General features: G+C 53.2%; 25 protein-coding genes. 3 read left to right on the top strand and 22 right to left on the bottom strand.

The window, feature by feature from the left end:
• Positions 1–31: 31 nt before the first annotated feature.
• From fliB to flgB, 22 genes are all read right to left on the bottom strand, one after another.
• Positions 32–1,219 (bottom strand): flagellin lysine-N-methylase, encoded by a 1,188-nt coding sequence (gene fliB, locus ACSF8X_RS03360; RefSeq protein WP_500850702.1) that lies wholly within the window; start codon positions 1,217–1,219, stop codon positions 32–34.
• A 1-nt stretch (position 1,220) separates the two neighbouring features.
• Entirely contained in the window at positions 1,221–2,249 is a 1,029-nt protein-coding gene (locus tag ACSF8X_RS03355; protein WP_500850701.1) for a flagellar motor protein MotB, read from the bottom strand.
• Between the two features lie 2 nt (positions 2,250–2,251).
• Entirely contained in the window at positions 2,252–3,100 is an 849-nt protein-coding gene (gene motA, locus ACSF8X_RS03350; RefSeq protein WP_047878390.1) for a flagellar motor stator protein MotA, read from the bottom strand.
• Positions 3,101–3,112: 12 nt separating this feature from the next.
• Positions 3,113–3,868, bottom strand: coding sequence for a FliA/WhiG family RNA polymerase sigma factor (locus ACSF8X_RS03345; RefSeq protein ID WP_500850700.1), 756 nt, complete (start codon positions 3,866–3,868; stop codon positions 3,113–3,115).
• 9 nt (positions 3,869–3,877) lie between these two features.
• Positions 3,878–4,366 (bottom strand): flagellar basal body-associated FliL family protein, encoded by a 489-nt coding sequence (locus ACSF8X_RS03340; RefSeq protein WP_500850699.1) that lies wholly within the window; start codon positions 4,364–4,366, stop codon positions 3,878–3,880.
• Between the two features lie 43 nt (positions 4,367–4,409).
• Complete coding sequence (locus ACSF8X_RS03335; protein WP_500850698.1) at positions 4,410–5,612, bottom strand: flagellar hook-length control protein FliK; 1,203 nt, start codon at positions 5,610–5,612, stop codon at positions 4,410–4,412.
• Positions 5,613–5,624: 12 nt separating this feature from the next.
• On the bottom strand, positions 5,625–5,930 hold the full coding sequence (locus ACSF8X_RS03330) for a hypothetical protein (RefSeq protein WP_500850697.1): 306 nt from the start codon (positions 5,928–5,930) through the stop codon (positions 5,625–5,627).
• Entirely contained in the window at positions 5,927–6,334 is a 408-nt protein-coding gene (gene fliS, locus ACSF8X_RS03325; protein WP_047878392.1) for a flagellar export chaperone FliS, read from the bottom strand. The genes ACSF8X_RS03330 and fliS overlap by 4 nt, the downstream gene beginning before the upstream one ends.
• 84 nt (positions 6,335–6,418) lie before the next feature.
• Positions 6,419–8,032: a flagellar filament capping protein FliD gene (fliD, locus tag ACSF8X_RS03320; RefSeq protein ID WP_500850696.1), complete on the bottom strand. Its 1,614-nt coding sequence runs from the start codon at positions 8,030–8,032 to the stop codon at positions 6,419–6,421.
• Between the two features lie 223 nt (positions 8,033–8,255).
• On the bottom strand, positions 8,256–9,599 hold the full coding sequence (locus ACSF8X_RS03315; RefSeq protein ID WP_500850695.1) for a flagellin N-terminal helical domain-containing protein: 1,344 nt from the start codon (positions 9,597–9,599) through the stop codon (positions 8,256–8,258).
• 410 nt (positions 9,600–10,009) lie between these two features.
• Positions 10,010–11,101 (bottom strand): hypothetical protein, encoded by a 1,092-nt coding sequence (locus ACSF8X_RS03310; protein WP_500850694.1) that lies wholly within the window; start codon positions 11,099–11,101, stop codon positions 10,010–10,012.
• 27 nt (positions 11,102–11,128) lie between these two features.
• On the bottom strand, positions 11,129–12,043 hold the full coding sequence (gene flgL, locus ACSF8X_RS03305) for a flagellar hook-associated protein FlgL (RefSeq protein WP_047878396.1): 915 nt from the start codon (positions 12,041–12,043) through the stop codon (positions 11,129–11,131).
• A 12-nt stretch (positions 12,044–12,055) separates the two neighbouring features.
• A complete protein-coding gene (gene flgK, locus ACSF8X_RS03300; RefSeq protein WP_500850693.1) occupies positions 12,056–13,459 on the bottom strand; it encodes a flagellar hook-associated protein FlgK in 1,404 nt (467 codons plus the stop codon).
• A complete protein-coding gene (locus tag ACSF8X_RS03295; protein ID WP_053062418.1) occupies positions 13,456–13,965 on the bottom strand; it encodes a rod-binding protein in 510 nt (169 codons plus the stop codon). Before ACSF8X_RS03295 ends, flgK begins: the two co-directional genes overlap by 4 nt.
• Positions 13,966–13,977: 12 nt before the next feature.
• Positions 13,978–15,084, bottom strand: a complete 1,107-nt coding sequence (locus ACSF8X_RS03290) for a flagellar basal body P-ring protein FlgI (protein WP_500850692.1) — start codon at positions 15,082–15,084, stop codon at positions 13,978–13,980.
• Positions 15,084–15,746, bottom strand: coding sequence for a flagellar basal body L-ring protein FlgH (flgH, locus tag ACSF8X_RS03285; RefSeq protein WP_047878399.1), 663 nt, complete (start codon positions 15,744–15,746; stop codon positions 15,084–15,086). The genes ACSF8X_RS03290 and flgH overlap by 1 nt, the downstream gene beginning before the upstream one ends.
• Before the next feature lie 13 nt (positions 15,747–15,759).
• Entirely contained in the window at positions 15,760–16,545 is a 786-nt protein-coding gene (gene flgG, locus ACSF8X_RS03280) for a flagellar basal-body rod protein FlgG (RefSeq protein WP_047878400.1), read from the bottom strand.
• A 62-nt stretch (positions 16,546–16,607) separates the two neighbouring features.
• Entirely contained in the window at positions 16,608–17,339 is a 732-nt protein-coding gene (locus ACSF8X_RS03275) for a flagellar basal body rod protein FlgF (protein ID WP_047878401.1), read from the bottom strand.
• Between the two features lie 9 nt (positions 17,340–17,348).
• Positions 17,349–18,560, bottom strand: a complete 1,212-nt coding sequence (flgE, locus tag ACSF8X_RS03270) for a flagellar hook protein FlgE (protein ID WP_500850691.1) — start codon at positions 18,558–18,560, stop codon at positions 17,349–17,351.
• Between the two features lie 27 nt (positions 18,561–18,587).
• Complete coding sequence (locus ACSF8X_RS03265) at positions 18,588–19,265, bottom strand: flagellar hook assembly protein FlgD (RefSeq protein ID WP_500850690.1); 678 nt, start codon at positions 19,263–19,265, stop codon at positions 18,588–18,590.
• A gap of 8 nt (positions 19,266–19,273) precedes the next feature.
• A complete protein-coding gene (gene flgC, locus ACSF8X_RS03260) occupies positions 19,274–19,693 on the bottom strand; it encodes a flagellar basal body rod protein FlgC (RefSeq protein WP_047878404.1) in 420 nt (139 codons plus the stop codon).
• A gap of 2 nt (positions 19,694–19,695) precedes the next feature.
• Positions 19,696–20,070 (bottom strand): flagellar basal body rod protein FlgB, encoded by a 375-nt coding sequence (gene flgB, locus ACSF8X_RS03255; protein WP_047878457.1) that lies wholly within the window; start codon positions 20,068–20,070, stop codon positions 19,696–19,698.
• 109 nt (positions 20,071–20,179) lie between these two features.
• On the opposite strand from flgB, the gene flgA reads away from it, so the two are divergent.
• From flgA to ACSF8X_RS03240, 3 genes are all read left to right on the top strand, one after another.
• On the top strand, positions 20,180–20,890 hold the full coding sequence (gene flgA / locus ACSF8X_RS03250; RefSeq protein WP_500850689.1) for a flagellar basal body P-ring formation chaperone FlgA: 711 nt from the start codon (positions 20,180–20,182) through the stop codon (positions 20,888–20,890).
• A gap of 80 nt (positions 20,891–20,970) precedes the next feature.
• A complete protein-coding gene (locus tag ACSF8X_RS03245) occupies positions 20,971–21,231 on the top strand; it encodes a flagellar biosynthesis anti-sigma factor FlgM (protein WP_047878405.1) in 261 nt (86 codons plus the stop codon).
• Positions 21,231–21,665 (top strand): flagellar protein FlgN, encoded by a 435-nt coding sequence (locus tag ACSF8X_RS03240; RefSeq protein WP_500850688.1) that lies wholly within the window; start codon positions 21,231–21,233, stop codon positions 21,663–21,665. The genes ACSF8X_RS03245 and ACSF8X_RS03240 overlap by 1 nt, the downstream gene beginning before the upstream one ends.
• Positions 21,666–21,679 lie beyond the last annotated feature (14 nt).

Below are 21,679 nucleotides of genomic sequence, written 5' to 3'. Positions count from 1 at the left end.
AAGGCGCGCGATTATACACCGCAGGCATACGCTACGCGACTTTCAGCAACAACAAAGGCAGCATGGCCTCATCAATCTGCAGGTGATTGTGGATTAACCCTTTGATAATCGCTGGTACTTTTACCCCGTGGCTGCGTGCCCGGTGGTAGCTCTGCACAACATGCACCACATCGTTATCGACTAATTCACGGGATGAGCCTATCGCCATCAACGCGCCGCGAAGCATAAAGAAATCAATCACCTGCTCGGAGAAGACCTCATACAGTCCCTTGGCCGGAAAATCAACCCGGTACATCCCGTACAAGAAATAGTTCACCCACACATGCGGATTTGCTTCAAAATACTCGCGATAATGGCCTTGGTAACCTTTTAGCAAAATGGCCTGTTGGGCCGCAACATCATCACCCGCCTCGCCGAGCGTATCCACAAGCTGGTCATGAACCTGCTTGATTCGGGCGATAACATGCTCATAATTTTCCTGAACACCCACCGCCAATTTGGCATTGTACAAACGGATCAAAAAGGTCGCGTGCATATCGAGCATGGTACCGCTTTGCTCAAACATCGCTAGGAAACTGCCATCAACAATACTGTCAACACAGAAATCCAACATCTGCGAGAATGCCTGCTCATCGTCTTTCTTGTCATCGAGCAACTTGAGGCTCATACCCAGCATATAAATACGTGCTTCCAGTGAAACCCCTTCCATCAGCAGCACATCCACATAGAGTTGACGCAACGCCTGATAGTAATACGGGGTACGGTAGACAGCTGGCTTAGTATCAGCAATGAAATTGACTTTCTCGCTGAACGACATTGCCGATGGGTTCAATAATACCTGACGGGCCGCCTCCGGGCATGACAAGGTCAGGCCGCGCTCAAGGCGATCACCTCGCACCGCATCGGTACGCGGGTAGGTCTTGCAAGTGGTGGACAGGCGCTGGTGACCATGATGCTTGTGCACATCACACAAGCCCTGAGCATCACGAAACGGGCATACACCGTGCTCATCCAACTTAATCTTCGCATAAGCTTTGATCTCTGGAGTCTTAGTGATCACCTGTCGCGCCTTGTCCTTGAACACGCTTTTCTCGGTCATAAAACGGTAGGTTGGCTTATCAATGTGAATGTTCCAGCCATGACAGCAGTGGTCTTCACACCGGTCGGCAATACAGGAAAAACGCTCTACAAACTGCGGGATTAATTCAATCTGTCTCATCTTAATTTACCATCACATCTAGTCGTGACACTGGCTGATTAGTTTCTGCAAAATGGCGGGCCTGTTCAAGGGCCAAGCCTTGGTGGTGTGGGGCTTGTGACTGAGATAGCTGCTGTGAGCCCCCCTTACCGAATAACATTGCCAATTGAGCATCGGCCTCTGGGGTCAAGACCATGATCTCAATCCGGCGGTTCTGGCCACTGTTCGGGTGCTTTTCATCAATTAACATCCGCTCGGCCATCGCCACCACCTGCATCACATTCTCTGGCGGCAATCCGGTGTCCACCATAAATTGGCGTGCAGCCAAGGCCCGATCGCCAGACAAGTTCCAGTTACTATAGTTTTTTGAGCGGTAGTGGGTGTTATCGGTATGTCCACTTATCACCAAACGGTTCTTGATTTGCCCCAGCATCGGTGCCAGTTCAAACAGCATATCTTCAAAAAACGGTGTGATCACCGCACTGCCGCGGCTAAACATCGAATGATGATCAGTGTCCTGGATCAAAATTCGCAGACCTTGCGGAACCAGCTCCAGCACTAGGTTACTGCTAGCCGACAAAGCTTCAGCCATCTGCGACACCTCATTTGCCAGCATACTCAACTGAGACGTTGTCAAATACTGCCCTTTTAGCATTGAGTTAAGCTGTCGGCCACGGCCTGCATTGGCGGCAATTTCCCCTTCCGGCAATTGCTGATGCAAAGAAGGGCCAAGGGCATTAGGCCCATTGAATTTGGACTGTACCGGATTTTCAAATGGCGAAGCCTGGCCACCAAAGTCAATAGGAAACGGGCTGTTGCGGATATCAAACAAGTTATCCATGCTGTCGAACACGCTACTATTCTGCAGCTGATACTGGATCTCCTCCCGTTCTTCCTGAGAGGCAATCTCCATAATCCACAGCACCATAAAAAAGGCCATCATCGCGATAGCGAAGTCGGCGAAGGCGACCTTCCACGCCCCGCCATGCGACTCATCGTGATGACCGCCTTTTTTCTTTTTGATAATAATTATCGGGTGATCGTTGGCCATACTTACCCCTTGGCTACCCAGCCTTCCATCTCGGAAAACGACGGCTTGTATTCGGTATGCAGCACTTTACGGCCAGCATCCAATGCCAGCAGGGTTGGCTTGCCCTGAACCTGAGCCACCAAAATCGCTGCAGCCATGTTCAGTGCCATCATCTCTTTTTTGACCTGACCAGCCATGCCCGATGCCAACGGCTCGAACACCCCGTAGGCCATCAATACACCAAAGAATGTACCCACCAATGCCGCAGCAACCTTTACCCCGATCAGGGTTAGCGGGCCACCGATATTCTGCATAGTCACCACGATACCCAATACCGCCGCCACGATACCAAAGCCCGGCATTGCCTCACCCACTTTGCCCATCGCCTTTGACGGACGCAGCAAGTCTTCTTCCAGAGTATGTAGCTCCACTTCCAACGCCGCTTCAAGATCATGATGGTTCATTTTGCCCATCGCCATCATCCGCAAGTTATCGGTGATAAAACTGAGCAGGACATTGGAATTGGCGATTTCTGGATAACGATTGAAAATATCGCTACCTGCTGGGTTCTCAATATGATCATCAAGCTTCTTGATACCGTCTTTACGGATAATCTCCAGCAATTCAAACATCACTTCCAGCAGGGCTTTGTAGTAATCCTGACTGTAGCCTTTACCCATCAGCATCTTGATCCGAGTTAGGATATTCTTGATCACATACGATGGGTTGGAAATTACCAAGGCACCAATAGCGGCCCCGAGAATAATAATAAATTCAGCAGGCTGCCACAGGGCCGCCATTTTGCCGGTCGCCATCAGGTAACCGCCGGTTACACTACCAAAGACGATAATAAAACCAAGGATCGTTTGCATTGTTGCGCTCCGTTACGCTGATTCCCGCCAATCAGCCAGCAAAGAATTTAGCGTTTTAAGTGCCTTACTGTGGATCTGACTGATACGGGCTTCCGTCACCTCAAAGGCCAAGGCTATTTCTTTAAGATTCATTTCATGTTCGTAATAAAAGGTCAGGATCAGCTGCTCGCGCTCGCTTAACTGGCTCAACGCCCCCTTCAATGCCCCCTTGAGTGCCTCGCGCTCATGGGAGTGACACTGAAAACTCAGGCCGAAGAACTGCTCCCCGCTCTCCATCACCGCTTCGAAACTACCAAGGTGTTCAGCCTCGTTATCCAAACGGCGCTGCTGCACTTCCTCGAGGGGAATGTCCAGCGCATCAGCGAGCTCCCGCTCGGTCGGCGTCCGCCCCAGCTTACGGCTGAGTTGGCGTTCATGATCCCGCATCTCGTGACCACGCTGGCGGGTCCGGCGCGAACGCCAGTCCATCCGCCGCAGATCATCGAGGATCGCCCCTCGGATCCGTTGCACAGCGATCCGCTCCAGAGCCTCGCCGTCAATCTCGGCATGGCGGCGGATCACCTCCAACAATGCCACCAGACCGACCTGCTCCATGTCTTCAAGAGTCATCAAGGATGTTACCTGCGCCGTCATATGACGACACACCCGCCTAACCAAACCGGCATGGCGACGAAGCAAGCCTTCTTCTCTAGCCCGATCGACCGCCTGCTGGCTTTGCTGATAGGCCATCAGCCCTTCTTGAGCCGGGGAAATAAGCGCGCCTTGCACACCGCCTCCTTACTGGATAACCATTTTGGTGATCAACACCTTATCAAGGCCGCTACTGCCAGCCATGTTCTGCATCACATTACGGATATCAGTCAATAGTTGCGCCTCGAGTGCCGGAATTGCATTCTGAGCAGTTAAATCCTCATAAGCTTTCTGGCTCACCGCAGAAATCACCGTATTACGAACCAACGGGGTGTAATCGGCAAGCAAGTCCATCTGTGACTGGTCATACCCCATTAGGGCGATTTCCAGCATCAGATAATGCAAGTGCTGATCACCCTGCACACTGACCACAAATTTGGTCATCGGCTGGAAAATCGGCTTTTTGACCCGTACTGCCGCTCCTGCCGCAGCCTGTGCCTGCTTGAGTGCCACAGTATTAGCCTGCGACTGCTGCCACCAGAACCAGCCACCACCACCGGCAAGGGCTAGAACCAGCACAGCAACGGCTGCCAACACTAATTTATTATTCTTTTTTGGTTGAACATCTTCTGTCATATCGCTACTCACAGGCCAGCCGAACGCTGGCCAACGTTAAGGGTTACACCATGGATTCAAAACGCGAACCCAGCGTATAGGCAGGGATTGACCCCATCGCCGGCACAATATCATTAGTCGCAATCAGCTCTTCATCCGCTGAAGGCTGCTGCTGTGATTGGTTCTGCTGCTGGGTGCCACTCGACACCGACACATCCACCAAGTCCATATTACTCATGCCGAAATCCATCCGCAGGCGGTCAGCGTTAGCCGCCAACGCCTCGCGCAACTGAGGGTGGGCGGCCGTGAAATGCACACTGGCTTTATCACCATCAACTCGCACCGTCACCTCAAGCCGACCCAACTCTGGCGGGTCGAGACGAACATGCGCTTTTTGCAAGTGATCCTGACTGCTCACGCTCATTCGCGCGCGCAGCTGTTCCACCAAATCACGCCCCCAGTCCGGCTCGCTGACATCCACTTGGGCCTGCCATTGCTGCGGCAGAGCGTCACTGCCTGTTGCCGTCATCGCGGTTGGAGTGGGTGCGGTCCCTGCCGCCGGCATTGCCGCCGGAGCAAGCACCACTGGCTGGCCATTAACCTGAGCCAACAATTGCCCCAATGACTCAGTCAGCTGCGGTGTGTGGCTAGCGGGCTGAGCCGGCGCAGAACTGGCCGCTGCGGCTAATGACTGCGGCATAATCGTCACCTCGGGCTGAGCCTGACGCCCTATCAAGGCAGCCTCTGTAACAGAGGTCGCCGCCATACCATGACTTGGCTGAGCCATTAAACTATTGGCCTGAAATGCCAATGGTTTATTACCCACTGTTAACGGCTGGCTGGCAGCCAGTTCCCCTTGCGGCAATGACTGACCCAACTGAGCCACGACTCCTGTCAGCGCCTTCGGCAACGCACCTTGCTGTGCCTGAAGCTCAAGCTGCTGCAATGCCTGCTCGGGATCCGGCTGAGCCGCCAGCCACTGGGCCAGCATGGCTACCAAATCGGCCTCGTCTCTCTGAGCCTGACTTTTTCCCTGCAACCACTCCTTGATTAATGCCTCACGATCAGGTGCAGCCATCTGCACGACATCATCGACCTGAGCCTGAAGGTTTTGCTGATCAGGCTGGGCCTGAGTGGCTGAGTTATCCCCTTCACGCAAAACTTGCTCAAACGACGATGCGCTATCGCTATTGCCCTGACCAGCCTGCACCGAGGCGGGTGCCGCGCTGTTCGGCACAGCAGGGGACGAGGATACAGAAACTTGCATAGTGATTTTCCGTTACTGGTGTTGCAAATAGGCCAGCACCCCTTCACGGTTGCCGGCCTGTTGAGTAATTTGACGCTGGATCGCAGCCTTTTCGGTTTCTCCAGCCGCAATCATTTCACTGTAAAACGCATTAAGCTGACGCAGTTGGTGCTGAACATCCGGCTCGGAGCGGCGTCCCTGTATTTTTGGCAGGGCCTGTTGCAGCTTGGCGTCAAGCTCGGCCAACTGATCCCAGTTTCCGGCGGCCAGCGCCTGCTGCATCCGCATCAACATCGCCGCCAACTGCTGATCAATACGGCTCACAGTAGGTCGCTTCACTGCGCGGCACCCACTTTGACATTCTCTGGCTTGAGTACCACCCAACCTTCGAGGATATCGGTAATCAACCGAGTGACTTCGTCGATCCCGGCCACATCGTTATTGATATTGGCCTCGAACAGACGACGACCGCAGTAGTCGTACAGACGGAACATCTCCTGAGTCACCTCACCGCCCTTCTCTTCGTCGAGCACCGAGCTCAGGCCGTTGAGAATATCGAGGCACTTGGAAATGGTCAGCCCCTTATCGGCTATCTGGCCTCGCTCCATAAAACCACGGGCGCGGCTGAGATTGTCCAACAAGCCTTCAAGCAGCATCTGGATCAAACGGTGCGGGCTGGCAGAAGCCGCCTGGGCATTATTCTGGGCGTTTTGGTAGGCCCCCAAGCCTTCTTGGTTCATCATGGTGTCTATCTTTCGTATTCTGTTATTTGACGCATATTTTCCAAACTACAAAGCCGGGTATTGCTACCCGGCTAAAAACAAAGCTTACATCAGCATACTAAGCATCATGTTCTGAGTCTGGTTCATCTGGGCGATCTGACTATCCATCTTGGCGTAGTAATCACGCAACGATACCGTCTTGGCCTCCATCCGCTTATCCAGTTGCTCGCGCTCTTCAATAATGCGCTTATTATCAGCATCCAAACGGTCCTGACGGATATCAAACAAACCACCGTTCTTGTGGTAGTCATCAAGCACCGTCAGCATATTGGTCATCATGCCCGGCTTGCTGTCATCTAACGGGTCGCCCATGAACAGATTGGCGATTTCGTCGAAGTTATCTTCCAGCGCCTTGTCCATCTTGGTCTGGTCGATTTCCAGCGTACCGCTGACGGTGGTGGTGATCCCCAACTGCGAGAGCGTTTCCAAACTCGAGGCACTGTATTCTGCCGAAATCACCTCGCGCAGGCGCGACACCATAGAGCGTACACCAGCATCACCAGATAGGGCCGCAGCTTGTTCTTCGCTAGACTTGGTATAGGTGTTGACGGTTTCCATCACCTTGTTGTAGCTATCGACGAACTTCTTGACCGTGTCCTTGACCCCGGCCTCGTCGCGAGTCACCTTAACCGTTACCTTGCCCGGCTCTTTCAAGGTCAAGGTCAAACCGTCGAGTACATTTTCCATCTTGTTGGTGGCAGATGTCAGCTCAATCGCACCGTTGATCGGTTTACCATCAGCATCAGTTTCACCCAGCACTACCTTGGCATCTTTGGCGACCTGAAGGGATGTTCCCAGATCAGTAATTGTCGGCGGCGGCGTCACCACATTGCCGGTATCATCGAGCTTGACCGCTGCAACACCCGTCACTGATAAACTAGCGTTGGCATTAGCCAGACCGGTATCTTTGGCATTGAGCACCATGGTCACCTTGCCATCGGTCTGCACCAGCGAGACCTTGGCACCGTCGGCATTCTCATGGTTGTTCAGCGCTATTTGCACTTCTTCAATTGACATCCCATGATTGTTCAGGCGGTCAATTTCCTTATCGAATTCGACAACGCCCTTGTCAAAGGCTTCTTGGGCATCTTTGTCTTCAGCCAACTTGGCTTTGGCTTCGTCTTTCCAATTCGGGTTTTTCGCCGGATCAGTCTCGATATTGTTCTTGTTGGCAATCTCAGTCAGCTTGTCGTTGATATAGGCGTCTTTCTTATCCGCCTGAGCCTGGCTGAGCTTTTGCTTTTCTGCCGCAATATCCAGTGTTACTTCGCCTTTAGGGGTGGTGTACTTAATCACCCCTTGCGATAGCAGGCTATCTTTCTCGACAGTCAGCAACTTATCACGGCCGGCCTGCGCCAACTGGGTCACGTTGAAGTTGTATTCACCCGCCATTGCACCGGCACCCACACTGGCCCCAAGCACATCATTATTGCTCAGCTCAGATTTCAGCTTATTAAGCTCTGTGGCGGAGTTCAGATCTTCCACCGTATCGCGGAAGCTGTTGATGGTATTCTGAATTTCTTTCAGCGCATCCATCTCTGCTTCGTTCATCGCTTCTTGGCGGTTGAGCTGGTTATCTTTCGGTGCCCGCTCGGCGGCAACAATCACCTCGATCATGGTGTTAAAATCGAGGCCTGAACCAATACCTGTCATAAACATACGGCGTTCTCCTGTCATGGCCCGGCCGAGCTAGCTCACACCTTACGTGACACTGCTAGAGCCAACGGCATATTAAGCAAAAAACATACCACTTATTTGAATGGCGACCATTCAAACAGTTGGATGTTTTTCTAAAAAATAAGGGGAATTTTTAAGACGTCAGATAAAAAACGAGCGGAAGTAAAACTTCCGCTCGGAAATGAAAATCGATAGGAAGAATCGATTAACGTAGTAGCTGAGAAACCATGCTTGGCATCTGGTTTGCCTGAGACAGTACAGTGATACCTGCCTGCATCATGGTGTTCTGCTTAGTCATGTTTGCAGATTCAGCCGCGATGTCTGCGTCCATGATACGACCCTTAGCAACAGACATGTTTTCTGCGATGTTGCCCAGGTTGTTGATAGTTGACTGGAAGCGGTTCTGAGTCGCACCTAGGTCAGCACGTACTGCGCCAACTGCATCGATCATCGCATCGATGTTTTCCATTGCCTTACCAGCAGAAGCTGCATCAGTTAGGCCTGGAGCCAAAGAATCTGTGCTCAACTTAGTGCTGTCTAGCTTCACGCTGATCACGTTTGGATCGGTTGGCTGTAGAATTTCAGATGCCATTGATGCAGTCTTCATATCGTCAGCAAGTGCTTTCACATCATTGCTATCAGTAAATGCAGCATCCTTCAATTCACCCGAAGTCGCATCCACAAATGGTGTCAGTTTACTTGCAACATTCTTCAAGTTTGTTAGCGAAGTTTTATCACCAGTTGTCACTTCAAGCTTAACTGAGCCACCGTCCTTCGTTGTAGTAGCAGCAGAAAGTGTTACATAATCGCTTAGACCTAGATCATCAATAGCTTTCTGAGCATCAGCAAGTGCTGAGTTCTCGTCTGAACCTGATTTTGTTGCACCTAGTTTATCAATAGTAACTTCTGCTGCTGTAGTATAGTCAGTACCTGTTAGGTTAGTCAGTACTGTATTTAGCGTAGCTAGCTTCTTCGCATCTTCAGGTGTGTCTAGACCTAGACCAGCAAGTGCATCGTTTACTAGTTGCTGAGCATCTGCTTTGCTTGCTGTAGTTAGAGTTGCAGTGTCAGTCGCAGGAGGCGTTGAAACATCAGCACCTACTTGGAAATCAACACCTTTACCTAGTTTATCAAACAACTTCTCGCCCTTGCCGAAAGTTGTTGTTTCAACAATACGGTCAAGTTCTTTAGTTAGAGATTTGAATTCTTTGTCTAGTGCTGCGATGTCAGACTTAGAGTTAGAACCGTTCTTCGCCTGTACAGACAGATCACGCTGACGCTGCAGGATGTTAGTGAATTCCTGTAGTGCACCTTCAGCAGTCTGTGCCATAGAGATACCGTCGTTAGCGTTGCGCTTAGCAACGTTCAGGCCGTTAACCTGAGAAGTCATACGGTTAGCAATCTGTAGGCCAGCAGCGTCATCTTTTGCGCTGTTGATACGTAGGCCAGTAGATAGGCGCTGTAGAGAAGTATTCAGTGAACCCTGAGTACCTAGAAGGTTACGCTGCGCATTCATTGATGCGAAGTTGGTGTTGATAGTCATTGCCATGGGGCGATTCCTCTATATGGACTAACATCTCCCGGCTTGATTGCCGGCGGTTAAGCTTTTGCTATTTCCATCAAGCGACCCCCTAACCTGTTCACTTAACCCTTTTTCGCATTTTTTTTTCATGGCACTGTTTTTTGGAAGCAAGACAACAAATTCAAACCGAGCAGGATGACGAGACAAACAGAACAATATAGAAATACGCCACAGGCATACCCCGTTATCACGAAACATGCCACCCCAAAGCGAGTTGCCCCGAATATACAAAAAGAACACACAAAAACAGCAACAGTTCGGATCACGTGACAGCGCAAAGAACAAAACAAAAGGGCGAGGAACAATAAAGAGTTATCCCCTTTCTTATTCCTCGCCCTTTGGCGTTTATCTCTAATACGCTTTTATATAAACGAAATTTATACCGCCGGTTCCAGCAGCGCCACGACGTTGTGGCGGGTCGCGTTGGCCTGAGCCAACAAGGTCGGTACCGCGTTGTCGATCAGTAACAACGACACGTCTTCCGGCGCCTGCAACCAGCTGGCCTCGATACTGCCATCGCTGTTGATCACACCGGACTTGGCGGTAATGCTACGAGAGACCTCTTCGAGCTGCTGAACTACAGCCTGCTGCTGTTTCTCGATCTGTGCCAGCGACTGAGCCACCTTCTGCATCATCCGGTCGATATCCGCCAGTGCCTTGCGGGTTGACTGCGGCTTGCCGAACTCTAGCTGTTGCGGTTCAACCTGGCCCTTGTCGCGGTTTTCCACCTTGGCCTTGACCGGGCTGCCCGACGGCAACACTTGGCCGCCCCCTGACATCCAAACACCACGGCGGATTTCCGGCCATGCCTCTTTCGGGGCAGTAAAAGACAGATCGCCGTAGCGGTCGACCCCAACCTTGATATCACGCGGGGCAAACGCCTTATCCAGCACTGCCGCAATTTCATCCGTCGAATGATGCGATTCAATTTTAGCGCGCACCGAAGAAGGTTGGCCTTCCTCGAACTGGAACCGCAAGATCTCGTCTTGCTGGCGCATGGTATTCAGACGCATGCCTTTGATCGAGAACTGCTCGGTCTGGGCATCTCCATCCAACCTAGGGGTCAAATCATGATGCAACACCGCTTCGCCGCCGTAGCTGGCTTCACGGGTCAAACGAACCAGTTTGCCTTTGAGTTGGTGCAACGACTGCTGGAGCTGGTCTTTCTTGTTTTCCTGCGCGTTCAACGAACGGCGAGCCATGTTACGCAACTGACCCAACAAGCTGTTGGCATCTTTAAGCGCCTGCATGGCACTTTCGGCCTGAGCGGCCTGACGGTGGGCGCGAGAGGTTTGCACCAGCATACTGGATGTATGCTGGTTGCCGGCTCCCTGACGCCGCGCCGAATCTTCTTTCTTTTCCACTACCCGCGAAAGCGGAGCAACCGGCTGCTGGCTCGCAACCCGGCCAAGCTGGGTGCTGTCACCACTGCGCAGGGTACCGGTGCTGGAATTAATATGGTTAACCAAAGGTGCCTCGCCTATCTTGCTGTGCGATTACATCAACTTAAACAATGAGAGATTCTGGATCTTGCTGTAGGTCATCTGGGTTGCCTGCAATGCGGCCATCTGGGTATTGAGATCCAAAATGGCCTCACTGTAATCCAGATCTTTAACCTCGCTGATCATATTCTTATTGAGCAGCTTGTTGTCCTCATGGGCACCATCAACACGCTCTAGCGAATTCATATGACCACCCACCGCAGTCATCACTTTGTTGACTGAGTTCTGGGTTGATTCAATCGAACCTTGGGCACTGGTCACGGCACTCGTCAGGCTGTCACCCGCTACCGCCGGATCGCGCAAATCTGTCACCAACTGATCCAAGGTGTTGAATATATCATCACCACCGTTAAAAAACATAGAATCAGCAGTCTGGTTAGCAGGTACCGTCATCGATTCGTCAATCCGAACCTCGCGCTGATCACTGTTACCGTTGTAGACATATTTGCCTGTCGCCGGATCTTTGGCTATCGGTTGAGTATCGGTCTTGGTACCGGAGAACATGTAATCACCGTTTGGTGACTTACTGTTGGCAATATCCGTTAGCTGATCAAGCAAGCCTTCCAGCTCGGTGGCGATCGCCTCGCGGCCTTCCATCGTCGAGTTACTGGCATTGAGGATACTGTTGGTCAGCTCCTCAACCCGCAGCAGGGCATTGTTGCTGGCATCAATATTAGATTCAGTTTGAGCCAAATCCCCTTTGAGGTTGGCAATGTTTTTCTGGAACTGGTCAATGGTTGCCTGTTCGCGGTCCAGCATCATCAACTGGACCGAACCTAGCGGATCGTCAGATGGCTTGAGCATCTTCTCACCGCTGTTAAGCTGAATAAAGGCCTTGTTAACCCCGGTGGTCGAGGTCTGCATGCTGGTCAGCATGACATCATTAAGTTGGGATGTACTTAGACGCATTGCAGCCTCCCGTTAGCGGAACATAGACATAGTAACATCGAACAGCTGCTGCGCTGTCGAGATAACCTGGGCATTAGCCTGGTACATCTGGGTATACACCATGATGTTGGCCGCTTCCTCGTCAAGGTTCACCCCGGCAATCGCATCGCGGTCACCCTGAGCCTGCTTGACCAACGACTCTGACGACTTAGCATCCGCCTCAAGCTGGGCGGTCCTGATCGCCCAGTCACCGACTAGGCCAGTGTAACCTTCGTAAATCGACTTGCCGTTCAGGCGACCTACCGCATCACCGTACTTTTCCTGCTCTTCAGCAGTCAGTTTGGTCAAGTCAACGTTCACCGATGAATTGCGCAGATCATTAAGCGCTTCAAGGTTTTCGCTGTTACCCGGTTCATCGGCTTTTGACGAGAACGCCAATTTCTTCGGATCATCCACCAGCAAAGTCAGGTTCTTGGCCGCACCGTCAATCGAATCAACACCGCCGAACACCGCTTCGCCAGCATCACCGTTCAAATCGAAGCCCTTGGTGTGAGTTTCATTGAACTGGGTGGCAAAGTTATAGGCCATTACATCCAGCTGGCGCTGGAGATCTTTCAGCTCACCATCGCGGTAGTTCATCAGGCCGCCGATGGTACCACCTAGGTTATCGTCGATCGCCAGTTCTGAATTACCACGCAGCAGAGTCAAAGTACCATCGCTGCTTTTCTTTAGCTGGCTGGCACTGGTGCCGTTCACCAATGGCTGGCCACGATCGAGCATCAGGCTCACGGTACCGTCATCATTGTAGGTAGTGTTGACATCCATCATGCCGGAAAGCTGCTTGATCGCCTCGTCACGGGTATCCAGCAAGCTGCTGACATCCTTGCCGCTGGCCGAGTTCGCCTTGATGCTTTCGTTGAGGCTAGCGATGCTGGCCATCAGCGTATTAGCGTCAGAGATAGAGGCATCCAGCTGACCATTGACCTGATCGGCTTGGTTTTCCAACTGGCTGCTCAGGTTATTGAAACGCTGAACCATGGACTGGCTCTGGCTGATAATGCTCTGGCGGTGGGCAATGTCCTGCGGGGCAGTCGATGCTTCACCCAGTGCCGCATAGAAACGGTCAAGACCCGTGTTGACACTGGTGCTGTCGCTGTTGAGCAGCGATTCGGCCTTCTGCATGTACTGCGAGCTGATGGAGTTGTAGCCCCACGAGCCGCGCTGCTTGTAAATCTGCTGGTTAAGGTAGTTGTCAGCCATGCGCTCGACGCTCGTCACGCCGACACCGGCGCCCATGCTACCGCTGACCTGAGCACCAAAACCGACCCGCTGACGGCTGTAACCCGGGGTCAGGACGTTGGTGGTGTTGTGGGCGGTCACAGACAGCCCCGCGTTGGATGCATTCAGGCCGGACAATCCGATATTAATTAGACTCATTGTTCTTCTGGATCACCTAGGTTATTGATGTGCTCAGCCAGCGGGCCAGCCGACAGCGCCCAGTTTTGCACTGGGCTGAAAGGATGTCGGGCGACCGGCGTCTGCGCCAAGCTGTTTTCAGCTTGCGGCGCCAAGGCTGTTCCTTGTCCAGTAATAGCGACCAATTGCGACTGCGGCTTAAATGCTTCGTGGTGCCCAAGTTGCTTAACTAGCATATCTGAAATACCTAGGCTCTTCTGGCGACTCATTTCTATCGCCAGCTGGCTGTCATACATCGAACGGTAGAACTGCTGCTGGCGGCTGTTGAACGGGTTGTCGTCGCTCTCGTCCTGCAAGGCCTCGCTGGCCTGCCGCATGTGTTTGAGCACGCTTTGCAAGAACACTGCCTCAAACTGTTCGGCCGCCTGCTCTAGCGCCTGCTGCTGATCCGGATTGCTCTTGATCGCCTGCAGGCTCGACATATCGTTGTAGAGGGGGGAGTGGTTCTCAAATTCAGATACTTTCATCCCGTTGGCTCCTTACAGCACAATGAGTTCGCCCTCAAGGGCTCCAGCTTCGTCCAAGGCGATCAGAATCGACATCAAGTCGGTCGGCGATGCCCCCAAACTGTTAACGGCATTAACAATGGTCTGCAGCGAGGTCGTGCCTTCGCTCTGCGGCCAGATAAACACCTTACCTCGCTCTTCATCGATACTCACATCCGATTCAGGCGTGACAGTTGTATTGCCGCGACCAAACGCATTTGGCTGGCTCACGTTGGATTTCTCCATCACGCTAACCGTCAGGTTACCGTGGCTGACCGCTGCGGTATGCACGCGCACTTCCTTGCCGACAACAATGGTGCCGGTCCGGGAGTTGAACACGACCTTGTCATATTCCTTGTGCGGTACGATATCAACATCCTCCAGCATCGCCAGAAAAGCAACGCGCTGGCTCGATTCATGCGGTGCCATAACTTTGATTCGAGCATGGCTTTCTGCTGTTGCGACACCAGGGCCAAACAATGTGTTAATTTCACGCTCGATTTTACGCGCCGTGCCAAAATCCGGGTCTTTGAGGTTCAGAACCAGTTCCGACGAGGTTTGGAATGACGACGGGATTTCACGCTCAATGATTGCGCCGTTTGGGATCAGGCCCGCGGTAGGAATGTTAATTGTCACACCGCTGCCGCTGCTGCCCTGGGCGTTCACACCGCCTACCACCAGATTACCTTGGGCCATCGCATACACTTGGCCGTCGACACCTTTTAGCGGCGTCAGCAACAAGGTGCCGCCACGCAAGCTCTTGGCATCACCAATTGACGATACCGTAATATCCAGCGTCTGGCCCCTGCCCGCCAAGGCTGGCAAGGTGGCATGTACCGCTACCGCAGCCACGTTCTTCAGCTTGGGATCGTCTTTCGCCCCAAGCTGAACACCAAACTGGCTCAGCATGTTCTTGACCGACTGCGAGGTAAACTTAGTCTGGCTCTTGTCACCAGTACCACTCAGGCCCACCACCAGGCCGTAGCCCACTAGTTGGTTCTCCCGTACCCCTTGGATATCAACCAGACTCAGCAATGGGCGGGCTGCGGTCATAGCCGGGCTGACCAGCAATGTCAGCGCGAGCAATAGTGTCTTTTTCATCAAATTGGGAACCATGAACTGTTAAAGAACCGCGACAACCAGCCTGCCTCGTTGGCACTGGCCAGGGCACCACGGCCTGAATAGGTAATGCGCGCATCGCCAAGGCGCTGGGATGATACCCGGTTGGTGCCGTCAATATCATCAACACGCACCAATCCCGACAGGCGGATAAACTCATTGCCTTGGTTTAGCTTGAGCCATTTCTCGCCGCGAATACGCAGCACGCCGTTCGGCAGCACTTCCTGCACCATCACGGTGATATTGCCGCTCAGCGAGTTCTGCTGGGAGCTCGATGAAGAACCGGCAAAATCCCGCTCGGCATCAAGCGCCATCTGGCCTTTAGGGTAAAGCGTACCAGCCAGTGTCGGTGCCGATACCCCTACGCTGCTGGTTTTGCCGAAGCTGGTACCAGCCTGCTTGCTTGAACGGGTCTGCTCGTTAAGCTCAACCGTCAGGATATCGCCGATACGGAATGCACGACGATCCTGAAACAGCGCCATCCCGTAGTTGGCACTGAACAAACTGCCGTCAGGGTCAACCTTGTATGCAGGAAAAGCCATATCAACTTCATGCTCTTCCGGCTGGCTGTCTACAATTTCCGATACTGGGGCAATACAGCCAGACAAAAGCATCGCGAGCGCCAGTAGTAAAATCTGTCTCATATTGCCCCTGCTATTACATTGACTGGCTGACAAACTGCAGCATCTGATCCGCGCTTGATACCACTTTGGCATTCATCTCGTAGGCACGCTGGGTCGTGATCATATTGACCATCTCTTCCACCACGCTCACGTTAGAACCTTCCAGGGTATGCTGGCTGATCGCACCAATGCCGTCTTCACCGGCAACGCCCTCGATCGCCGCACCTGACGAACCTGTTTCGCTAAACAAGTTGCCGCCTAGAGCTTCTAGGCCTGACGGGTTGGCGAAGTTCACCACGGTGATCTGGCCAATTTCCTCAGGATCTGTATTACCCTGAGTGGTAATGGTAACCATACCGTCGCTACCGACCGTAAACGTCTTGGCATTGGCAGGCACTTCGATACCCGGGATCAGCGGCATGCCCTGGGCATTCACCAGCGCGCCTTCTGAGTTGCGGTGGAACTGGCCGTTACGGGTATAGCCCGTCGTGCCATCAGGAAGTTCTACCTGGAAGAAACCCTGACCCATAATCGCCAAGTCCATTGCTTCCTGAGTGTTCTGGTAAGCGCCGGTCTTCATCAGCTTCTGAGTACCCACGACCCGGACACCGTTACCCAGCTGAAGGCCACCCGGCACTTCGTTCTGCTGGTCGGCCATCGAACCCGGCTGCTTCTTCATCTGGTAGAACAGATCTTCAAATACCGCACGGTCTTGCTTGAAGCCAACCGTGTTGACGTTAGCCAGGTTGTTCGAAATAACCTGCATTTGGGTATCTTGCGCTGCAAGACCCGTCTTACTTACCCATAATGCTGGGTGCATAGTGAAACTCCTAATAAGACAGCAGCAGGCGAACCTGCTGCTGGACATTCCCGCAACAACGGTTAGCTGCCACGAATAATTCTATTACCGGCGGTTGCCAGCTCTTCAGCCGTTTTCATCATCTTGACTTGGAATTCGAAGTTCCGAGACAACGTGATATTGCTGACCAACGCATCAATCGCATTGACGTTACTGCTCTCTTGGTAGCCCGAGGCAACCGTCACCGTATCATCGGCATCGGCGTTGCCCTGGCCAGCGAGACGGAACAAGCCGTCTTCCGCCTTGTACAGGTTGCCAGCATCCGGCTTGACCAGCTTGAGGCGATCAACTTCCTGCACCAAGCCACCGCCCTGCGGGACGATGGAAATCGTGCCATCGCTACCCACGTCTAGGTGAGCAAACTCCGGCAGAACAATCGGCCCACCAGTACCCATCACTGGACGGTTACCTAGCATCAGCTCGCGATCGGCAGTCAGGTGGAAATTACCCGCCCGAGTATATGCCTCGTCATTCTCGCCAGCCTGTACCGCAAAGAAACCCTGACCGCGAATGGCCATATCAAACGGGTTATCAGTACGCTGCAAGGTACCTTCCGAGAAGTCCGTACCACCGGCACGGGCTGCCACCAAAGCTCGGGTATCAAACCCTTCGCCGTGAACCTCTACCGTATCGGCATGTTCGATATCAGCACGGAACCCCGGCGTATTAACGTTGGCAAGGTTGTTGGCGTGAACCTGCTGCGCCATCATGGTGCGGCTGGCACCCGACATCGCAGTAAAGATCATCTTATCCATCGGCTAGCCTTACAGGTTCTGGAACAGGATCTGAGTCATTTCCTGCGATACCTGAATGGTCTTTGCGTTGGCCTGGTAGTTACTCTGGGCCGACATCAAGCCAACCATCTCGCTGGTCAGATCCACGTTGGAGTTCTCGTACATACCGGTACGCAGTGCACCTAGCTGACCCGTACCCGGCGCACCTGTCAGTGGAGCACCCGATGCAAACGTCTGGGTCCATGCGGTACCGCCCGCCTGCTGCAAACCTTCCTGATTAGGGAAGCGCGCAAGGGCAATCTGGCCTTGTTGTTCAGTCTGGCCGTTCGAGTAACGGGTATACACAGAACCATCAGTGTCGAAGTACCAACCCGCAAGTTTGCCCGGCGCATAACCGTTCTGGGTGTTCTTGTTCACGGTGAACTCACTACCGAACTGGGTCACATCATCAACATGCAACTTCATCGCCAGTTCGCCCGCACCGTTCTTCGGCTTGAAGGAAACCGCCATATCATTGCTGCTGGTCAGCTTACCGTCTTGGTCAAACGTCAATTGTGCCTTGCCACTCGCTGGCGCAGTCGGAAGTTCGCCGTCAACACGGTAATGCACATCCCACTGGTTCTCGCCGGTCTTGACGTAGTACTGGGTCATCTCATGCTCACCACCCAGCGAGTCATAGACGGTTGTGGTAGAGCTAGAGGTGAACGTTGTCGGGTCTTCTGGGTCGAACGGCGATTTAGCCTGATCGATAACCGCCGACGTCGCATCCAGGTTCAGGCCCAGCTGAATATCGCTACTTGGCTTGGCTGGCATATCACCGGTTCCGATACGCAGGTCACTCAACGAACCTGTCTGCAGGTTACCGGTGGCTGTTACGCCATAGCCTTGCAGACGGCTGCCGTCGCTGGCTACCAGGTAACCATCGGCATCCATGCTGAACACACCGTTACGGGTATACATGTTCTGGCCGTTGGCCTTAACCATGAAAAAGCCCTCGCCGTTGATCGCAAGGTCACCGTTACGGCCTGTCGGGGTCGTGGTACCGGTAACGAAACTTTGGCGAACCGCAGAAACCTCAACACCGTTCATCTGGCCACCGCCGAACTCCGGCGCGTAGATATCCTGAAACTCGGTACGTGACGACTTGTAGCCCGCTGTATTCACGTTGGCAATGTTGTGGCTGATGGTGTTCATCTGCTCACTGGTAGCACGCAGGCCGCTCAGGCCGACATTAATAGACATTTATATGCTCCTTGTTATATTTGATTATCAGGCTGTGATTTCGCGCATGTCGTACATCGACATGGTGCCCACGCCTTTCAGGCTAAGCAGAATTGCGCCACCATCGGCAGGGATATTGACCGACTCAACGTCAGCCGCAATCATCATTTTCTGGGTCCAGGCCTCGTCACCCTTCTCGGCCACGACCTCGAAGGTATACTCGCCACTGCCCAGATCATCACCCTCAATCTTGAACTCGGACATACCCGAGCCTTGTGGGCCAAGCTCAATCTTGTCGACCACTTCGCCCTTGTCGTTGTAAACCATCACTGTGGCCTTATCGACAGGCTTATCGAACTTAACGCGACCTTCCAGCGTCTGGCTCTCGCTCACTTCAAGCTCACCGTTGACTTCCATCAACACCTTCTTGCCAACCAAGTTGGTCGCCTGAAGCATCTCTACGTTGGTCATGCCGATGTTGAGGTTTGCCAAACCAATCTTGACCCCTTCCAGGCTCTCAACCGCCGACATCATCCCCAACTGGGTCAGGTACTGGGTACCGTCCGTCGGGTTGAGCGGGTTCTGGTTTTGGATCTGAGCAACCATCATGGTCAGAAAACTGTTGCTGGTTGGCACCTGGCCGTTTTGCTGTACATTTGGCTCCGATGCGGTACGCACCGATTCATGGCTGTACTGGGCCGTTGTTTTTACCTGCGCTAAGCTCATTGCCTCTCCTAGCTAGTTTGACCAAGGCGCAAAATGCTTTGCTGCATGCTGCGGGCACGGGTCATTACGTCAACGTTTGTCTCAAAGCTACGCGATGCCGCCATCATGTCAGCCATCTCCTCCACGACATTGACCGTCGAATAGAAGACATAGCCCTCTTTGTCGGCTTTCGGGTGGTTAGGCTCATAGCGGCGGTGCAACGGCTCGTCACTTTCCACCACCGAATCCACTTTCACCTTGGCGCCCGGCGTACCGTTATCCAAATCCATCATCACGGTCGAGAACACCGGACGCTTGGCGTGATAGCCCTCCGCGTCGGATCCTGCAACCACGTCGGCATTGGCCATATTGCTCGCCACCGTGTTCAAACGGATGGTCTGCGCCGTCATGGCCGAACCGGCAATCTCATAAATACTTGAAAATGACATGCTTACTGCCCGTTAATCGCCTTTTTCAGGCCGCTGAGTTTCATATTGAGAAAAGTCATGCTGGTTTCGAATGCCATCGCATTACCGGCAAATTCCGCCTGCTCGACACCGAGCTCAACGGTGTTTCCATCCTGTGAAGGCTGCTGCGGCAGCCGGTACATCAATTCGTGTTCCACATTCTGGTGACGGCGGGCAAGGTGCTTGTGGCGCGATGCCGATGCCGCTTCTTCCATCGCCTGGCTGAAACTGATATCCCGCGCCTTGTAGTGCGGGGTATCCACATTGGCCAGGTTACTCGCCAACACTTTTGCGCGTTGTGTTCTAAAGGCCAATGTATTAGGGTGTACCCCCAGGGCCTGTTCAAAATCGATTGCCATCAGCTCGCTGCCTCCAATCATTGAAGGCGGGTTAATGCACTTATCATGCCAACTTTATCCTAAAGCCGTATCAGGCACTTAACACCAAATGACGATCAGGAATGACACAATGCGGAACTCCTACTTCCGCACAGGAACACCCGGCCTTGCCGGACTATACCTATTGCTGTCAGGTATTGCCTTTCCGGTGCAAGGCCATCCGCTGCAACAGCAAGTCGAGCGCTACCTGACCAAGCAGGTCAGCCAGTATGCCCGCACGGTAGGAAGCCGGGACTATCGTATCGATATCAAGCCGATAGACGTGCCCGCCCCCTGTGGAGAACCCATTTCGCTCAGCATGAACCGAGCCGAACGGCCGCTAGGCCGGGTGACGGTCACCGCCGAGTGCCACCAACCCAAATACTGGAAGACACGGGTTCGTGCCGATGTGGATGTTTTCCTGCCGCTGGTCACCTTGCGCCGCAATGTCGATCGGGAGCAGGTACTCAGCAGCAAACACCTCATACTGCGCCGAACGAGCCTGAAATCCCTCAGGCTGGGGTACTTTACGGCCATCGCCAAAGTCAGCGGCAAGCTCAGCAAGCGGAAATTAAGTGCCGGCACCGTGCTGACCCCAAGAATGATCGAGCTGCCAACCTTGATCAGACGAGACGATATGGTCACAATCAGGGCCAAGCGCGACAGCTTTACCGCCAGCATGAAAGGCATTGCGTTAGAAGATGGACAGAAAGGGGAGCGGATTCGGGTACGCAACCAGTCGTCGGGGAAAACCATCACCGCGACAGTTAAGTCGGCCAATATCGTAGAGACAACTTTTTGACTCTTTCATCTTAAGATCGCTTAAGGGGTGGTCGCTAGTTCAAAATAGACCCGTAGCCCACCGATACACAGGCAACGAAAATGATTGGAAAAGTAACGTTCAACACCCAGCCGACACTTCGGCCAACCAGCGCAGCCGAGGCAAAACCCGCCTCTGACGTAGCGCCGGCAAAAAACAACCTGTCACCAATGCAGCAGGCCAAGCATGATGCCGCCCAGCACAGCGATGTGGACATGGACAAAGTCGCCGCGGCCAAAGCCCTACTACGCAGCCGTGACAACAGCGTCAACCTCGACAGCCTGGCTGACAAAATGCTCGACTTCTACCAAGGCGATGCGTAATGAGCAACCATAGTGCAGCCATCAAACAGCTGCTGACGGAGCTTTCTCGCGATGTGAAGGGCTACCAGCAACTGTCTGCCAAGCTCAAGCAACAGCACCAACTGCTGGTCAACCGGGACAGTCGTACCTTGCCTGCGCTCAATGATGAGCTAAACGCTCTGATGGGGGATCTATATCGCCATGCCCAGCAAAGGACACAGGTTCTGGAAAAAATGGGACTGAGCCCAGATGATAGCGGGATGCAGCGCCTGTTCAAAGCACTGCCTGCCACCCTCGGTCAACAGGGGCAACAGTTGTGGCAACAGCTATTTCAGCTGACCCAAGAGTGCCAAGAGCTCAACAACCAAAACGGTCGCCTGCTGGCACGCCACAAACAGATGATCGACAAACTGCTCAAACCCGAGCAGCAGTACTGCTACGGGCCGGGGATCTAACGGCCCGCTTATCC

It is taken from the genome of Photobacterium panuliri (assembly GCF_059920555.1).
Note: the sequence above shows the minus strand (reverse complement) of the source record. Positions and strands in the feature narration are given on the sequence as shown.

Excerpts from the sequence above, each read along its gene's own strand:
- ACSF8X_RS03265 (WP_500850690.1), bottom strand. The coding sequence starts at position 19,265 with ATGAGCTTAGCGCAGGTAAAAACAACGGCCCAGTACAGCCATGAATCG.
- ACSF8X_RS03245 (WP_047878405.1), top strand. The coding sequence starts at position 20,971 with ATGATTGGAAAAGTAACGTTCAACACCCAGCCGACACTTCGGCCAACC.
- flgA (WP_500850689.1), top strand. The coding sequence starts at position 20,180 with ATGCGGAACTCCTACTTCCGCACAGGAACACCCGGCCTTGCCGGACTA.
- ACSF8X_RS03315 (WP_500850695.1), bottom strand. The coding sequence starts at position 9,599 with ATGGCAATGACTATCAACACCAACTTCGCATCAATGAATGCGCAGCGT.
- flgL (WP_047878396.1), bottom strand. The coding sequence starts at position 12,043 with ATGCGTCTAAGTACATCCCAACTTAATGATGTCATGCTGACCAGCATG.
- flgK (WP_500850693.1), bottom strand. The coding sequence starts at position 13,459 with ATGAGTCTAATTAATATCGGATTGTCCGGCCTGAATGCATCCAACGCG.
- fliS (WP_047878392.1), bottom strand. The coding sequence starts at position 6,334 with ATGATGAACCAAGAAGGCTTGGGGGCCTACCAAAACGCCCAGAATAAT.
- ACSF8X_RS03240 (WP_500850688.1), top strand. The coding sequence starts at position 21,231 with ATGAGCAACCATAGTGCAGCCATCAAACAGCTGCTGACGGAGCTTTCT.
- flgE (WP_500850691.1), bottom strand. The coding sequence starts at position 18,560 with ATGTCTATTAATGTCGGCCTGAGCGGCCTGCGTGCTACCAGTGAGCAG.
- fliD (WP_500850696.1), bottom strand. The coding sequence starts at position 8,032 with ATGTTTATGACAGGTATTGGTTCAGGCCTCGATTTTAACACCATGATC.
- flgC (WP_047878404.1), bottom strand. The coding sequence starts at position 19,693 with ATGTCATTTTCAAGTATTTATGAGATTGCCGGTTCGGCCATGACGGCG.
- fliB (WP_500850702.1), bottom strand. The coding sequence starts at position 1,219 with ATGAGACAGATTGAATTAATCCCGCAGTTTGTAGAGCGTTTTTCCTGT.
- ACSF8X_RS03275 (WP_047878401.1), bottom strand. The coding sequence starts at position 17,339 with ATGGATAAGATGATCTTTACTGCGATGTCGGGTGCCAGCCGCACCATG.
- flgB (WP_047878457.1), bottom strand. The coding sequence starts at position 20,070 with ATGGCAATCGATTTTGAACAGGCCCTGGGGGTACACCCTAATACATTG.
- ACSF8X_RS03355 (WP_500850701.1), bottom strand. The coding sequence starts at position 2,249 with ATGGCCAACGATCACCCGATAATTATTATCAAAAAGAAAAAAGGCGGT.
- motA (WP_047878390.1), bottom strand. The coding sequence starts at position 3,100 with ATGCAAACGATCCTTGGTTTTATTATCGTCTTTGGTAGTGTAACCGGC.
- ACSF8X_RS03295 (WP_053062418.1), bottom strand. The coding sequence starts at position 13,965 with ATGAAAGTATCTGAATTTGAGAACCACTCCCCCCTCTACAACGATATG.
- flgG (WP_047878400.1), bottom strand. The coding sequence starts at position 16,545 with ATGCACCCAGCATTATGGGTAAGTAAGACGGGTCTTGCAGCGCAAGAT.
- flgH (WP_047878399.1), bottom strand. The coding sequence starts at position 15,746 with ATGAGACAGATTTTACTACTGGCGCTCGCGATGCTTTTGTCTGGCTGT.
- ACSF8X_RS03290 (WP_500850692.1), bottom strand. The coding sequence starts at position 15,084 with ATGAAAAAGACACTATTGCTCGCGCTGACATTGCTGGTCAGCCCGGCT.
- ACSF8X_RS03335 (WP_500850698.1), bottom strand. The coding sequence starts at position 5,612 with ATGCAAGTTTCTGTATCCTCGTCCCCTGCTGTGCCGAACAGCGCGGCA.
- ACSF8X_RS03340 (WP_500850699.1), bottom strand. The coding sequence starts at position 4,366 with ATGACAGAAGATGTTCAACCAAAAAAGAATAATAAATTAGTGTTGGCA.